The organism is Nonomuraea lactucae (assembly GCF_003313395.1).
GTDB classification, from domain to species: domain Bacteria; phylum Actinomycetota; class Actinomycetes; order Streptosporangiales; family Streptosporangiaceae; genus Nonomuraea; species Nonomuraea lactucae.
In genome coordinates this window covers 1-15,040 of the sequence record NZ_QNFZ01001017.1, presented here as the reverse complement: position 1 = coordinate 15,040, position 15,040 = coordinate 1, and the positions used below count along the sequence as shown (strand labels likewise).

Below are 15,040 nucleotides of genomic sequence, written 5' to 3'. Positions count from 1 at the left end.
CGGCGGGCTGGACGGGGTCACGAGGGTGCGCATCGTCGCCGAGCCCCGCCGCACCGTGGCGGCGTTCGTGGAGGTGCCGCCGCTCGGCCACACGAGCCTGCGCCCGGCGCCGTACGCGAGCGTGCGGGGGCGCCCGGCCGCCAACGGTGAGGGAGCCGGGCCGCTGACCGGGGTGCGGGCCGACGGGCGGGTGCTCGACAACGGGCTGCTCCGGGTAGAGGTGGCGCCGGACGGCACGCTGACGCTGACCGGCGCCGGAGGCGTGACGCTCACCGGAGCCGGCCGGATCGTGGACGGCGGCGACGTCGGCGACACCTACAACCACGCGCCGCCCGCCGAGGACCTGCTGGTCTCGCATCCCAGGACGGTCGAGGTGGAGACGGTCTGCACCGGCCCGCTGCTGGCCGTGCTGGACGTGCGTCGCACCTACCGCTGGCCGTCGGCCGCCGCCTGGAGAGACGGCACCCCCGAGGTGCCCGCCCCGTCGAGGTCGGCCACCGCCGAGGAGATCGCCGTCGGCACCAGGGTGGAGCTGCGCGCGGGCGAGCCGTTCGTCCGGCTGCGCGTGGAGTTCGACAACCGCTGCTCCGACCACCGGGTCCGGCTGCACGTCCCGCTGCCCACGCGGGCGACCACCTCCCACGCGGAGGGCCAGTTCGCGGTCGTCACTCGGGGCCTGACGGCCGAGGGCGGGTGCGGGGAGGAGCCGCTGCCCACGTTCCCGGCCGCGTCGTGGGTGGCGGCCGGGGGAGTGGCGGCGCTGCTGGAGCACGTCACCGAGTACGAGCTGGTCGACGGGGGCGGGGAGCTGGCGCTCACCCTGCTGCGCTCGGTCGGCTACCTGTCGCGCAACCGCCACGCCCTGCGGCCCGAACCCGCCGGACCGCATCTGCCCACTCCCGCCGCCCAGTCGCGCGGCCCGCGCTCGGTCGGCCTGGCGCTCATGCCCTGTGGCCGGAGCTGGGAGGCGGTGCCGGCGGCGGCGGAGACGTTCCGGCACGACCTGCTTCTGGTCCCCGGCACCGGCGCGCCGTCACTGCCCCTGCCCGCACCGGCCGCCGGCCTCTCGGTCACCGGCGACGGCGTGGTCATGACCTCGCTGAGGAGGCGCGACGACTGGCGGGAGCTGCGGGTCGTGGCCCTGTCGCCCACCGGCACGGAGGCGGTCGTCGAGGGCGACTTCGCCCGCGCCCGCCACGTGGACCTCCGCGGCCGGCCGGGCGAGCCCCTGCCGGTCACGGACGGCGTCGTCCGACTGCCCCTGCGAGCATGGGAGATCGCCACCATCCAGCTGGCCGGCCCCGAGCCGGCGTGATCCCGGGCCGCGCGGGAGCGGGGCCGGTCAGCGGGTGCCCCAGGAGTAGGTCTGCTTGCGCAGCTTCAGGTAGACGAACGACTCCGTGGCGCGCACGGCGGGGATGGCGCGAATTTTGCTCAGGATTTCCAAAAGATGGCCGTCGCCCTCGCAGACCACCTCGACGATCACGTCGAACGAGCCCGCCGTGAGCACCACGTAGTCGATCTCGTCGATGGCGGCCAGCTCGTCGGCCAGAGACTCGAGATCGCCCTCGCAGGTGACGCCGATCATGGCCTGGCGCGGGAAGCCGAGCGTGAGCGGATCGGTGACCGCGACGATCTGCATGACGCCGGCCTCCTGCAGGCGCTGGACCCGCTGGCGCACCGCGGCCTCGGACAGGCCCACCGCCTTGCCGATGGCCGCGTACGGCATGCGCCCGTCGGCCTGGAGCTGCTCGATGATCTGCTTGGACAGATCGTCGAGCACTATTTGCCCGGGCGTTGCGTCGGTGCTGCGGCGTACGCGCGGCGGCGTCGTCATTGCTCGGAGTCCTTCCAGTGGTGCCGGCGTTACGGGCGCGTTCCCGTCTCATTGCCGTCCTGGTGCGACATGTTGTCAGTTCTGGCGGTCCTGTCAAGCGATTTCGTAGCAATTTGATATCTTCGCCACGAAATCCCTTGTCGAGATGCGGCTGCTCTGTAAGAGTCGCGGCATCTCAGCCACCTCACCAGGAGGTCATTGCCTTGACCAGCCGTCTGCAGAACTTCATCAACGGTGGGTTCGTGGACGCCAAGAGCGGCCGATACTCCGACATCATCGACCCTTGCACCGGCGAGGCCTACCTCGAGGCCCCGATCTCCGGCGCTGAGGACGTCGACGCTGCCTACGCCGCCGCGGCTGCCGCGTTCGAGTCATGGGGGCGGACCACCCCGGGAGAGCGGGCCGGCCTGCTGCTCAAGGTCGCCGACGCGATCGACGCGCGGGCCGACGAGATCAACGAGGCGGAGTGCCGCAACACCGGCAAGCCACGCGCCCGCATGGCCGAGGACGAGACTCCGATCGCCGCCGACCACTTCCGCTTCTTCGCGGGCGCCGCGCGCACGCTGGAGGGGCCGACGGCCGGTGAGTTCCTCGCCGAGCACACCAGCGTCGTCAGGCACGAGCCGGTAGGCGTGATCGGGCAGGTCACGCCGTGGAACTACCCGATGATGATGGCCGTCTGGAAGATCGCCCCGGCCCTGGCCGCGGGCAACACGATCGTGCTCAAGCCGTCCGACACCACCCCGGCGTCCACGCTCAAGCTCGCCGAGATCCTCGGCGAGGTGCTGCCCGCCGGCGTCTTCAACGTCGTCACCGGCGACCGCGAGACCGGCGCGCTCGTCGTCGGCCACCCGACGGCCGCGATGGTCGCCATCACCGGCTCGGTCGGCGCGGGCATGTCGGTCGCCAGGAGCGCCGCCGACGACGTCAAGCGCGTCCACCTGGAGCTCGGCGGCAAGGCGCCCGTCGTGGTCTTCGAGGACGTCAAGGACCTGCGCAAGGCCGCGGCCGACATCGCCGTGGCCGGGCTCTACAACGCCGGTCAGGACTGCACCGCCGCCTGCCGCGTGCTGGTGCACGAGAGCGTGCACGACGAGTTCGTGGCCGCGCTCCGCGAGGCCGCCGCGGGCACCGTCACCGGCGACCTGTCCGACGAGGACGCGCTGTACGGGCCGCTCAACAACGCGCGACAGCTCGCCCACGTGCAGGGCTTCATCGAGCGGGTGCCGGCGCACGCCAAGGTGCTCACGGGCGGCCGGCGCGTCGGCGACAAGGGCTACTTCTTCGCCCCCACCGTCGTCGACGGGCTCAGGCAGGACGACGAGATGGTGCAGAACGAGGTCTTCGGGCCCGTCATCACCGTCCAGACGTTCACCGACGAGGCCGACGCGCTGGCCAAGGCCAACGACGTCAGGTACGGCCTGAGCAGCTCGGTCTGGACCTCCGACCACGGCCGCGCGATGCGCATGTCGAACCGGCTCGACTTCGGAGTCGTCTGGGTGAACACCCACATCCCGTTCGTCTCGGAGATGCCGCACGGCGGCTTCAAGCACTCCGGGTACGGCAAGGATCTGTCGGTGTTCGGCCTGCACGACTACACCAGGGTCAAGCACGTCATGCACTACATCGGCGAATAACTCGACACAGCACCCGACACACGGCACGACAAGGAACTGAACCTGGACATGGCCGAGCTGAACGCGATCGAACTAGAGGGCGTCGTCAAGGAGTACCTCTCGCACGGCGAGGTCGTCCAGGCGGTGAAGGGGGTCACGCTGGGCATCGCCGAGGGGGAGTTCTTCTCCCTCCTCGGCCCGTCCGGCTGTGGCAAGACCACGACCATGCGCATGATCGCCGGGTTCGAGGAACCCTCGCGGGGCATGGTCAAGCTCCACGGGCAGGACGTCACCAACGTCCCGCCGAACAAGCGCGACGTCAACATGGTCTTCCAGTCGTACGCGCTGTTCCCGCACATGAGCGTGTGGGACAACGTGGCGTTCGGGCTGAAGCAGCGCAAGACGCCGCAGGAGGAGATCAGGCGGCGGGTCGGCGAGATGCTGGAGATCGTCGACCTCACCGGCAGGGAGAAGCGCAGGCCGCGCGAGATGTCGGGCGGCCAGCAGCAGCGGGTCGCGTTGGCCCGCGCCCTGGTCAACCGGCCGCGCGCCCTCCTGCTCGACGAGCCGCTCGGCGCGCTCGACCTGAAGCTGCGCCAGGCCATGCAGATCGAGCTCAAGCGGATCCAGCGCGAGGTCGGCATCACGTTCGTGTACGTGACGCACGACCAGGGAGAGGCGCTGACCATGAGCGACCGGATCGCCGTGATGAACGACGGCCTCGTCGAGCAGCTGGGCGGTCCGCGCGAGATCTACGAGCGGCCGGCCAGCGCGTTCGTGGCGGGCTTCATCGGCACCTCCAACCTGCTGTCCGGCGCCGCGAGCGGCGGCGTGATGGAGTTCGGCGGGGGCCGGATCCTGGTGCCGGAGCTGGACGGCGCGGTCACGGTGACCGTCCGGCCGGAGAAGATCACGATTTGCACCGACAAGCCGGACGGCGAGGTGAGCGTGGTGCCCGGGACCGTCTCCGAGGTGGTCTACCTCGGGACGTACACCAGCTACGCAGTGAACCTGGGAGGCGGGACGGAGGTGACCGTGTTCCAGCAGAACGCGCACGACGCCATGAACACCGCGGAGCGAGGCGACGCCGTCTGGCTGTCGTGGCTGCCGCAGCACTCTTACGCACTAGGAAGTTGATCGAGCTCATGAACCACCAGCACGACCCCGCTCTCGTCAGGGGCATGACGCAGCCCCGCACGCGCCGCGAGGCCCTGCGGATCGCCGGGTTCTCCGCGGCGGGCCTGGCAATGGCCGCCTGTGGCGTGCAGGGTCAGAAGAAAGAGCCGCCGAAGACCGACGCGGTGCAGGACTTCTGGGCCAAGCAGACCAAGCACGGCAAGGTGGTGTTCGCCAACTGGCCCGAGTACATGCCGGAGAACCAGGCGCCGCTGAAGCAGTTCCAGAAGGAGACCGGCATCTCGTACCAGTACAAGGAGGTCATCCAGGAGAACGCGGAGTTCTTCGGCAAGGCCGACCCCGTGCTGCGCGCCGGGCAGTCGCTGGGCTACGACATCGTCGTGATGACCAACGGCATCCAGCTCCAGCACATGATCGAGCTGGGCTACTGCGTGCCGCTGGACCACGCCAAGCTGCCGAACTTCGCGGCCAACGCCGGCGCCGCGTACAAGAACCGGTCGTACGACCCGGGCAACACCTACACGATGCCCTACGCCTCGGGCGTGACCGGGATCGCGATCAACACCAAGTACGTCAAGGACAAGATCACGAGCGTCCAGGCGCTCTTCGACCCCAAGTACAAGGGCCGGGTCGGCATGATGGCCGACTCGCAGGAGATCGCCAACTTCGGCATGTTCGCCCTGGGCATCACGCCGGAGAAGTCGACCGAGGCCGACTGGAAGAAGGCCGGGGAGAAGCTCAAGGCGCAGCGCGACGCGGACATCGTCCGGAAATACTACGACCAGTCGTACATCGACGCGGTCTCGAAGGGCGACGTCTGGCTGAGCATGGCCTGGTCGGGCGACGTCTTCCAGCGCCAGCTCGCCGGTGAGCCGGTCGACTTCGTGGTGCCCGCGGAGGGCGGCACGATCTGGACCGACAACATGCTCATCCCGAAGGGCGCCGCCAACCCGCTCGACGCGCTCATGCTCATGGACTTCCTCTACAAGCCGGTCGTCGCCGCCGAGCTGGACGAGTTCATCCAGTACATCACGCCGGTGCCGGCCGCGCGGGAGATCCTCAGGACGAAGGCCGCCAAGGCCACCGGCGAGGGCAAGGAGTCGCTGGAGCAGATGGTGAACAGCCCGCTCATGTTCCCGTCCGAGGCCGACTACGCCAAGCTGCACAGCTACGTGAAGCTGACCACGGCGCAGGAGCAGGTCTTCAACTCGATCTTCCAGTCGATCACGCAGGCATAGTGCATGAAGCGCCTGACTCCTTACCTCCTGGCGCTGCCGAGCTGGATGTGGCTGGCCATCTTCCTGGTGGTGCCGATGGCCGCCATGGCGTCGGTGTCGCTGCAGACCGGCAACGCCATCGACGGCTTCGCCATGACGTTCAGCGTCTCCAACTACACCGACGCGCTCAGCCGCTACAGCACCCAGCTCGTCCGCTCCCTGATCTACGGCGGGGCGGCCACGCTGGCGATGCTGGCGATCGGCTACCCGGTCGCCTACTTCATCGCCTTCAAGGCGGGCAGCCGCAAGTCGATGTACCTGTTCCTGCTGCTGCTGCCGTTCTTCGTGTCGTTCGTGCTGCGGACGATCTCGTGGGGCTTCCTGCTGGCCGACGACGGCATCCTGTTCGGCACGCTGAAGGGGTGGGGGCTGCTGCCCGCCGGCTTCCACGTGCTGGCCACGGGTTTCGCCGTGATCGCGGGGCTGACGTACAACTGGCTGCCGTTCATGATCCTGCCGATCTACGTGGCGCTGGAGCGGGTGGACCCGCGCGTCGTCGAGGCGGCTCAGGACCTGTACGCCTCGCGCATCGCGACCTTCCGCAGGGTGGTGCTGCCGCTGTCGCTGCCCGGCGTGTTCGCCGGGGTGCTCATGACGTTCGTGCCGGCCACGGCCGACCCGGTCAACGCCCAGGTGCTGGGCGGCACGTCCAACACCATGATCGGCAACATCATCCAGACCACGTACCTGACGAACCTGCAGTATCCGACGGCCTCGGCGCTGTCGTTCACGTTGATGGCGGTGCTGCTCGTGGGCATCTTCATCTACGCCCGGGCCCTGGGCACCGAGAACGTCCTCGAGGCGGCGGCCCGATGAGCAGGCTGCGCGGACGGCTCGGCGACAGGCTGCTGCACGTCTACACCTGGGTGATCATCATCTGGCTGTCGTCGCCGATCGCTGTGATGATCCTGTTCGGGTTCAACGACAAGAAGAGCAAGTCCAACACGAGCTGGCAGGGCTTCACGTTCCGGTGGTACCGGGAGCTCTTCGAGATCTCCGACCTGACCACGGCGCTGCTCAACTCCATCTACGTCGCGGTCGCCAGCACGGTCATCACGGTCCTGATCGGCACGGCGCTGGGGCTGGCGCTCGGCCGCCACCGCTTCCGCGGCCGGGGGGTGACCAACTTCCTGGTCTTCGCCGCCATCTCCACGCCGGAGCTGGTCATGGGAGCGTCGCTGCTGTCGCTGTTCGTCTCGGCCAACCTGCCGCGCGACGCCGTGACGATCACGATCGCGCACGTGCTGTTCTCGCTCTCCTTCGTCACGGTGACCGTGCGGGCGCGCGTCGTCACGCTGGACCCGTCGCTGGAGGAGGCGGCCCGGGACCTCGGCGCCACCGCCTGGGGGACGTTCCGGCAGGTCACGCTGCCGGCCATCATGCCGGGCGTGATGGCGGGCGCGATGCTGGCCTTCGCGCTGTCGATCGACGACTACGTGGTGACCAGCTTCGTCAACGGCTCCACCATCACCTTCCCGCTCTGGATCATCGGGTCCGTCAAGACGGGAATCCCGCCGCAGGTCAACGTCATGGGTACGCTGATCTTCGGCATCGGTGTGCTCATCGCGATCGCCAACGCGGTCTCGGCGCGCCGCCGCGGCTGAGCCCGTCTGTCGTCCCCCCGCGGACCGCGGGGGGTTCTGGTATACCCCGGCAAAGAACAGGGAGGCGAGATCGGATGCCGGCGGGGGGAACCCGCGCGAGGTCAACCGCACTAGATCCCGCAATTTCATAACAAACACTCGTAGGGAAGTGGGATTTGTGGATCCGCTGAAGGCGCTTGCTGACGCGGAGCGCAAGCCGTACTGGCTGGACACCCCGGCCAGACCCGAGCCGCGACCGCGGCTCATCGGAGACACGAGCGCCGACCTGGTCGTCGTCGGCGGAGGCTTCTCGGGGCTGTGGACCGCCCTGATGGCCAAGGAACGTGACCCGTCGCAGGACGTCGTCCTGCTGGAGGGGCGCAGGATCGGCTGGGCCGCCTCCGGCCGCAACGGCGGGTTCTGCATGGCGACCCTCACCCATGGCCTGGCCAACGGGCTGGAACGCTGGCCCGAGGAGATCGGCCGGCTCGAACACATGGGCGTGCGCAACCTCGACGAGATCGAGGAGACGGTGGAGCGACACGGCATCGACTGCTCGTTCGAGCGGACGGGCGAGCTGAACGTCGCCACCGAGCCGTGGCAGCTCGACGGGCTGCACGAGCACCTCGACCTGATCTCCGACCTCGGTCTCGACCACCGGCTGCTGGACCAGGAGCAGGTGCGGGCCGAGATCGACTCGCCGACCTACCTCGGCGGCCTCTGGGACCGCCGGGGCGGCGCCATGCTCGACCCCGCCCGCCTCGCCTGGGGGCTGCGCGAGGCGTGCCTGCGGCTCGGCGTGCGCGTGTACGAGCGCAGCCCGGTCCGCTCGCTCGACGACGACGGCGCCACGATCAGCCTGCGCACCCCGCACGGCGTCGCCTCCGGGCGCCGGGTCGCGCTCGGCACCGGCGTGTTCCCCCCGCTGCTGCGGCGGCTCAAGCACTTCGTGGTGCCGGTCTACGACTACGTGCTGATGACCGAGCCGCTGCCGGCCGCCCGGCTCGCCGAGATCGGCTGGCGCAACAGGCAGGGCGTCGGCGACTCGGCCAACCAGTTCCACTACTACCGGCTGACCGACGACAACCGGATCCTGTGGGGCGGCTACGACGCCGTCTACTACAACGGCGGCCTGGTCAAGCCGGAGTACGACCAGCGCGACAAGACCTTCGTCACGCTGGCCGAGCACTTCTACACCACGTTCCCGCAGCTGTCGGAGGTGCGCTTCACCCATCGCTGGGGTGGCGTCATCGACACCTGCAGCCGCTTCAGCGCCTTCTACGGCCAGGCCCACGGCGGCCGGCTGGCCTACGCCGTCGGCTACACCGGCATGGGCGTCGGCGCGACCCGCTTCGGCGCGAACGTCATGCTCGACCTGCTGTCGGGTGAGCGCACGGAGCGGACCGAGCTGCGCATGGTCCGGGAGAAGCCGGTACCGTTCCCGCCGGAGCCGGTGCGGTCGGGGGTGATCCAGTTCACCCGCTGGTCGATCGCGCAGGCCGACCGGCACCAGGGCAGGCGCAACCTCTGGCTGCGCGCGCTCGACCGGATGGGGCTGGGCTTCGACTCCTGACAGGCCCACGGGCGTGGCGGCCGGGCGCGTGCCCGGCCGCCCCGGCCAGCACACTGGAGGCATGAGGATCGAGTTCGAGGCCGACGGCATCACGCTGGTCGGCGATTTGCGGCTGCCCGAGGGCGGTGGCCCGCGTCCGGCGCTGGTGTTCACCGGGCCGTTCACCGGGGTGCGCGACCAGGTCACGGGACTGTACGCCGAGCGGCTGGCCCTTCTGGGCTACGTCACGCTCGCGTTCGACCACCGCAACTGGGGCGAGTCCGGCGGTCAGCCGAGGCGGCACGAGGATCCGCAGGGCAAGCTGCACGACCTGCGCGCCGCGGTGTCGGTGCTCCGGTCCAGGCCGGAGGTCGACGGCGAGCGGATCGGCGCCGTCGGGATCTGCCTCGGCGGCGGCTACGCGCTGAAGTTCGCCGCCTTCGACCCCAGGGTCAAGGTCTTCGCCGGGATCGCCGGGGCGTACAACAACCCCTACACGATGCGGTCCAGCATGGACTACCAGGCGGCGCTGGCCGGGCTGGGCCAGGTGCTGGAGCGCCAGGACCTGGGCGGCCCGGTCGAGTACCTACCGGCCGTGGCGCCGGAGGGGGAGGCCGCCATGCCCGGCGACGAGCCCCACGCCTACTACGGCACCGCGCGCGGCGCCTCGCCGTACTGGGAGAACGAGGTGACCCGCGCCGGCCTGCGCGAGCTGATCACCGTGGACAACATGATGGGGGCCGACTTCCTGTCGCCCAAGCCGGCGCTCATCGTGCACGGCGTGATCGACCGCTTCTGCGCGCCCGAAGGGGCCGAGGAGGCCTACCGGCGGCTCGACGAGCCCAAGAAGCTGGTCTGGGTCGACGCGAAGCAGCACATCGACCTCTACGACGGCGAGCCCTACGTCACCCAGGCCGTCGAGGCGACCGCCGCCTTCCTCCGCGAACACCTCTAGAAACCGCTCTGTTGCCCTCTCAGGTGTGACAAGGCGGGCATGAGGGGATGGATCGTCTTGACCCCCGGTGACATCACGGGGGTTGACGCGTGCGTGCGACATGGTGTGTTGCGCTACTCAGGCTCGGGGTCGGGCTGGGGCTCGTCGCGGCGTGCGGCACCGAACGGGCGGTGGGGCCGCCGTCGCCCGTCACGCCTCCCCAGGTGCGCGTCAAGGCGCCGCCCTGCGTGCTCAAGGTGCCCGACCCGCGCGCGGGCCGCGCGGCGCGGGCCAGGCTGCTCCACGACATCGACCGCTACCTGTCCGGGCGGCCGGGCCGGATCGTCTTCGCCGCGCACGACCTGGCCACCGGCGTCCGGCTGGGCCGCGGGGAGCACGAGCACGGCATGATCACGGCCAGCGGCGCCAAGGTGGACATCCTGGCGGCGCTGCTGCTCAGCCGTACGAGCCTGCGGGCAGGCGAGCAGGAGCTCGCCTCCCGCATGATCAGGGAGAGCGACAACTCCGCGGCCGACGCGCTGTGGTGGCGGGTCGGCGCGGGCGGCGGCATGACCGGCTTCTACCGCCGGGCGGGCATGCGCGAGACCGTGCCCGGTCCGAGCAAGTTCTGGGGCGGCACCAGGACCAGCCCGGCCGACCGGATCCGGCTGCTGACGCTGCTGGTCAAGGGGGGAGCGGGGCTGGGCGCCGCCGACCGTCGCCTGGTGCTCGGCCTGATGAGCAGCGTCCAGCGCGAGCAGGCGTGGGGGGTCAGCGCCGCCGCCCGGCCTGGCGACCGGGTCGCGCTCAAGAACGGCTGGACGCCCCGGCCGTTCGTCCGCAACACCTGGGCGGTCACCAGCTACGGGCGCGTCTCGGGGCCGGGCAGGGACCTGCTGCTGTCGGTGCAGACGGACCAGCAGGCGGGCGAGGGGCAGGGCATCCAGGCCATCGAAGGGCTCGCGCGGCTGATCGGCCACCGCCTCGCCGCGCTCACCCCGGTGCGCGCCCAGCCCTGCGCCGCCCGGCCCGCGGCCCACTGACCTGACCCGCCCACCGACCCGCCCACCGGCCCGTCACGAGTGGGCGCCCGACGGCGCCTCTTCGTGGATCACCTTGGGCACGCCGCGCAGCCCGACCAGCGCGAGCACCGCCGTCACCGCCAGTAGCGCCGCCGTGACGAGCCCGGTGACGTGCACTCCTTCCACGAATGCGGCCCGCGCGGCCTGTACCAGCCGGGCGGCCTGGTCCGGGGGCAAGGTGGCGGCCGTGCTCAGCGCCCCGGCGATCGACTCCCGCGCCGCCTCGGCCGGCACGCCCGGGGGCACGCGCAGGCTCGCGCCGTAGGTGCTGTTGAGCACCGTGCCCAGGACGGCGATGCCGAGCGCGCCGCCCAGCTCGAACGACGTCTCCGAGACCGCGGCCGCCGCCCCGGCGCGCTCCTTCGGCGCGGTGGCCAGCACGTTGTCGTTGTTGACGGTGAACGCGAACCCGACACCAACGCCGCCTGCCACCATCGCGACGAGCATGACCGGGTAGTTCGCCTCCTGCCCGAGAGAGCTGTAGTAGAGGAACGCCCCGGCGTTCAGCGCCAGGCCGAGCGCCACCACCCCGTTCCTGCCGAGCGGACCGATGAGCCGGGCGGCAAGGACCCCGCCGACCGCCCCGCTCAGCCCGCCCGGCAGGGTCGCGAGGCCCGCCTGCAGCGGCGACCAGCCGAGCACGAGCTGGAAGTACCAGGCGAAGATCAGCGACATGGCCATCATCGTGAAGATGGCCAGCAGGTTCGTGCCGATGGACACGCTGAACGCGCGGCGCCGGAAGAGCCGCACGTCGATCATCGGCTCCGCCAGCCTCCCCTGCCGCCACACGAACCAGACCAGGCAGGCGACCCCGAGCACGGCCGCCGAGGGCAGGTCCGCCTGCCCCACGCCCTCGTGCGCGGCCTCCTTGACCGCGTAGATGACCGCCACCACGCCGGTGAAGGACAGCGCAGCGCTCAGCAGGTCGATCGGGCCCGCAGCCGGGGTCCGCGACTCGGGCAGGACCAGGACGCCGCCGGCGAACACCATCGCCATGATCGGCAGGTTGATCAGGAACACCGAGCCCCACCAGAAATGGTCCAGCAGCAGGCCGCCGACGACCGGGCCCACGGCGAACCCGGCGGCGCTCATGCCGCTCCAGATGCCGACGGCCGCGGTCCGCTCCCCCGCGTCGGTGAAGACGTTACGGACGATCGACAGCGTCGAGGGCATGATCGTCGCGCCGGCCACGCCGAGCAGCGCTCTGGCCGCGATGAGCACCTCCGGACCGGGCGCGTACGCGGTCACCGCCGACGCGGCGCCGAACGCGACGCTGCCGATCAGAAGCAGGCGCTTGCGGCCGATGCGGTCGCCGAGGTTGCCCATGGTGACGAGCAGGCCCGCCAGGGCGAAGCCGTACACGTCGCCGATCCAGAGCAGTTGGGTGGCGCTCGCGCCGAGATCGCCGACCAGCCTCGGCAGCGCCAGGTGCAGCACGGTGAGGTCGATGGAGAGCAGGAGTGTGGCCAGGCAGGCGATCGCCAGGCAGGCCCATCGGTTCGTCATGCCCGCCACTCTGCGCGACGCCGCTGACCGGCCGCCTACCGCCCGCTGACAGCGCTCATCGGCGGGGGTCGGCGGCCAGCCGGCGCAGCTCCTCCAAGTCGTCGAGGACGCGCGTGCGGATGTCCACCGCCGTGTACCAGCCGTCGGGGCACTCGGCCAGCGCCTGCTCCAGGTGCGCGCGGGCCTCGGCGAGGTCGCCGCGGAGCATCGCCGCCTCGCCCAGCCCGGCGTGCGCCCGGGACAGCGTCTCCGCGGCTCCGACCCCGCGCGACAGCTCGATGGCGAGCAGGTAGTCGGCCACCGCACCGGCCAGGTCGCCCATGCCGGCCATCGCGTCACCCCTGCGGCACAGGCTCTCCGCCATGTCGGGCACCGCGCCGAGCTCCCGCGACACCTCCAGGGACTCCTCCGCAAGCGCGTACGCGGTGGCGTAGTCGCCCTGCTCGGCCGCCAGGTCGCAGAGCCCCGACAGGGAGAGCGTGATGCCCCAGCGCTCGCCGATCGACCGGAAGGCGGCGAGCGACCGCTCCAGCTCGGCCGTGGCCTCCTCGAACCGGCCCAGCCCCTGCAGGACGAACCCCAGCCCACAGTGGCTCAGCGCCTTGGGCCAGACCGGCAGGGCGTCGCCGACCTCCCTCATCACCTCGTGGATGACCTCGAGCCGGTCGGGCGGGCCGGTGAACATGCCCAGCATCATCGCCAGGAACTCCAGCCGGACGGGCAGGTAGTCGAGCGGCAGGAGCTTGTCCTGAAGGGCCTCCATCCGGGCCCGGAGCGCACGGTCCGGCTCGCCGCCCCAGGCCGCGACGAGCACGCACATCGTGTACTCCTCCTCCAGCCCGGGAGGTGCGCCGTCGGGCAGCCTCGCCAGCAGGCTCCGCGCCAGACCGGCACAGGTCATCCGGTGGCCGCGCATCCACCAGTAGCACGCCGCGTTGGCGAGGAGCCGCAGGCCGAGCTCGGCCCGGCCCGAATCCGCCGCCCACCGCACGGCGGCGTCCAGCTCGTCGCTCTCCGCGTCCAGAAGTGAGAGCCACTCCAGTTGCTCCGCCCTGCGCAGGTGCGGGTCGGCCGTCTCCGTCAGCTCCAGGTAGTGGGCGGCGTGCGTTTCGCGCAGTTCCTCGGTCTCGCCCGCCTCGGCCAGCCGTTCGGCGCAGAACGCGCGGATCGTCTCCAGCATCCGGTATCGGCCGCCCACGGCCTCGACCAGCGATTTCTCAGCCAGCGCGAACAGCACCTCCTCCGGCAGCCGGCACACCCGCTCCGCCGCCTCCGGGGTGGCTCCGTCCGCGAAGACCGTCAGGCGCCTGGCCAGCCGCTGCTCGCTCTCGTCGAGCAGGTCCCAGCTCCACGCCACGACCGCGCGGAGCGTTTGGTGCCGGGGGAGGGCGGTGCGGCTGCCCCGGGCCAGCAGCCTGAACCTGTCGTCCAGCCGCGCGGCCACGTCCGCCACCGTGAGCGTGCGCAGCCGGGCGGCGGCCAGCTCGATGGCCAGCGGCAGCCCGTCCAGCGCCCGGCAGACGCCCACCACCTGCGCCGCGTTCCCCTCCTCGACCGCGAACCCCGGCCGCACCGCCGCCGCCCGGTCGGCGAACAGCCGGATGGCCGGGTAGTCGAGCGGGTTTCCGGCGCCCGCGGGCGGCAGGCGCAGCGGCGCCACCGGCATGATGCGCTCACCGGTGATGCCGAGCGCCTCCCGGCTGGTCGCCAGCACCCGCAGCCCGGGGCAGGCGGCCAGCAGCAGGTCGGCCAGCTCGGCGGTGGCCACCACGAGGTGCTCGCAGTTGTCGAGCACCAGCAGCAGGTCGCGCTCGGCGAGCACGGACACAAGGCGCGCGGCCGGATCGACCGCCGGGCGGTCCGGGCCGGCGAGCAGGCGCTCGCGGACGTCGAGCGCCGCCAGGACGGCGTTCGCGACCTCCGTGGCGTCCGCCACGGGCGCGAGCTGAACGAAGCAGACGTCGCCGTCGGCCCGCGCGGCCGCCTCCAGCGCGAGCCGCGTCTTCCCCGCCCCGCCGGCGCCGATGAGCGTGACGAGCCTGGCCTCCCGTAGGTGGAGCTCCACCTGCCCGAGCTCCTCGACGCGGCCCACGAAGCTGGTGAGCTGCGCCCGCAGTCCCCGCCTCCCGGCACTCCTCTGCCCGATCAGCGACGGGTCGGCTCTCAGCACGGCCAGGTGGGTGGCCGCGAGCTCGGCGCCCGGCGCGAGGCCCAGGTCCTCGTCGAGGACCCGCCTGGCCTCCTCGTACGCCGTGAGCGCCTCGGCCTGCCTGCCACTGCCGTACAGGGCGCGCATCAGCTGGGCCCACAGCCGTTCGCGCAACGGGTGGGCGGCGGTGAGCCGCCGCAGCTCGGCCACCAGCTCACGATGACGGCCCAGGTCCAGGTCCGCCTGGACGCGGTCCTCGGTGGCGGTCAGGCGCATCTCCTCCAGCCCCGCGGCGGCGGCGCCCGCGTACGGGGCGTCGGCCAGCGGCGCGCCGCGCCACAGCTCCAGCGCCTCGCGCAGCAGTGCG

11 protein-coding genes and 1 pseudogene are annotated in these 15,040 nt (G+C 71.4%); 9 read left to right on the top strand and 3 right to left on the bottom strand.

Features of this window, described 5'->3' with window-relative positions; genetic code table 11:
* Positions 1-1,315: pseudogene (locus tag DQW85_RS37240) on the top strand (glycoside hydrolase family 38 C-terminal domain-containing protein); the annotation flags it as partial.
* Between the two features lie 27 nt (positions 1,316-1,342).
* On the opposite strand, the gene DQW85_RS37235 reads toward DQW85_RS37240, so the two are convergent.
* Entirely contained in the window at positions 1,343-1,837 is a 495-nt protein-coding gene (locus DQW85_RS37235; protein WP_113704437.1) for an Lrp/AsnC family transcriptional regulator, read from the bottom strand.
* A 203-nt stretch (positions 1,838-2,040) separates the two neighbouring features.
* Here DQW85_RS37235 and DQW85_RS37230 point away from each other — a divergent pair, with 203 nt between their 5' ends.
* The 8 genes from DQW85_RS37230 to DQW85_RS37195 all read left to right on the top strand — a co-directional run bounded on the left by DQW85_RS37230 (position 2,041) and on the right by DQW85_RS37195 (position 10,979).
* Positions 2,041-3,474: a gamma-aminobutyraldehyde dehydrogenase gene (locus DQW85_RS37230; RefSeq protein WP_113704436.1), complete on the top strand. Its 1,434-nt coding sequence runs from the start codon at positions 2,041-2,043 to the stop codon at positions 3,472-3,474.
* Positions 3,475-3,522: 48 nt separating this feature from the next.
* Positions 3,523-4,590, top strand: coding sequence for an ABC transporter ATP-binding protein (locus DQW85_RS37225; RefSeq protein ID WP_113704435.1), 1,068 nt, complete (start codon positions 3,523-3,525; stop codon positions 4,588-4,590).
* Between the two features lie 8 nt (positions 4,591-4,598).
* The gene (locus DQW85_RS37220) at positions 4,599-5,828 is read left to right on the top strand and encodes a polyamine ABC transporter substrate-binding protein (protein ID WP_113704438.1); all 1,230 of its coding nucleotides are present in this window, start codon (positions 4,599-4,601) and stop codon (positions 5,826-5,828) included.
* 3 nt (positions 5,829-5,831) lie between these two features.
* Complete coding sequence (locus tag DQW85_RS37215) at positions 5,832-6,683, top strand: ABC transporter permease (protein ID WP_113704434.1); 852 nt, start codon at positions 5,832-5,834, stop codon at positions 6,681-6,683.
* A complete protein-coding gene (locus DQW85_RS37210; protein ID WP_113704433.1) occupies positions 6,680-7,471 on the top strand; it encodes an ABC transporter permease in 792 nt (263 codons plus the stop codon). Before DQW85_RS37215 ends, DQW85_RS37210 begins: the two co-directional genes overlap by 4 nt.
* A 157-nt stretch (positions 7,472-7,628) precedes the next feature.
* Entirely contained in the window at positions 7,629-9,023 is a 1,395-nt protein-coding gene (locus DQW85_RS37205) for an NAD(P)/FAD-dependent oxidoreductase (protein ID WP_113704432.1), read from the top strand.
* A gap of 61 nt (positions 9,024-9,084) precedes the next feature.
* Complete coding sequence (locus DQW85_RS37200; protein WP_113704431.1) at positions 9,085-9,957, top strand: alpha/beta hydrolase; 873 nt, start codon at positions 9,085-9,087, stop codon at positions 9,955-9,957.
* A gap of 89 nt (positions 9,958-10,046) precedes the next feature.
* Positions 10,047-10,979, top strand: a complete 933-nt coding sequence (locus DQW85_RS37195; protein ID WP_162795687.1) for a serine hydrolase — start codon at positions 10,047-10,049, stop codon at positions 10,977-10,979.
* A gap of 33 nt (positions 10,980-11,012) precedes the next feature.
* Here DQW85_RS37195 and DQW85_RS37190 read toward each other — a convergent pair whose 3' ends face one another.
* Together DQW85_RS37190 and DQW85_RS37185 are read right to left on the bottom strand one after the other, a co-directional pair.
* Entirely contained in the window at positions 11,013-12,524 is a 1,512-nt protein-coding gene (locus tag DQW85_RS37190) for an MFS transporter (protein WP_113704429.1), read from the bottom strand.
* Between the two features lie 55 nt (positions 12,525-12,579).
* Positions 12,580-15,040: ATP-binding protein (locus tag DQW85_RS37185; RefSeq protein WP_113704428.1), on the bottom strand; the 2,461-nt coding region annotated here is incomplete at its 5' end.

Coding starts and splice junctions, on each gene's coding strand:
- DQW85_RS37235 (WP_113704437.1), bottom strand. CDS start 1,837: ATGACGACGCCGCCGCGCGTACGCCGCAGCACCGACGCAACGCCCGGG.
- DQW85_RS37215 (WP_113704434.1), top strand. CDS start 5,832: ATGAAGCGCCTGACTCCTTACCTCCTGGCGCTGCCGAGCTGGATGTGG.
- DQW85_RS37220 (WP_113704438.1), top strand. CDS start 4,599: ATGAACCACCAGCACGACCCCGCTCTCGTCAGGGGCATGACGCAGCCC.
- DQW85_RS37200 (WP_113704431.1), top strand. CDS start 9,085: ATGAGGATCGAGTTCGAGGCCGACGGCATCACGCTGGTCGGCGATTTG.
- DQW85_RS37225 (WP_113704435.1), top strand. CDS start 3,523: ATGGCCGAGCTGAACGCGATCGAACTAGAGGGCGTCGTCAAGGAGTAC.
- DQW85_RS37210 (WP_113704433.1), top strand. CDS start 6,680: ATGAGCAGGCTGCGCGGACGGCTCGGCGACAGGCTGCTGCACGTCTAC.
- DQW85_RS37190 (WP_113704429.1), bottom strand. CDS start 12,524: ATGACGAACCGATGGGCCTGCCTGGCGATCGCCTGCCTGGCCACACTC.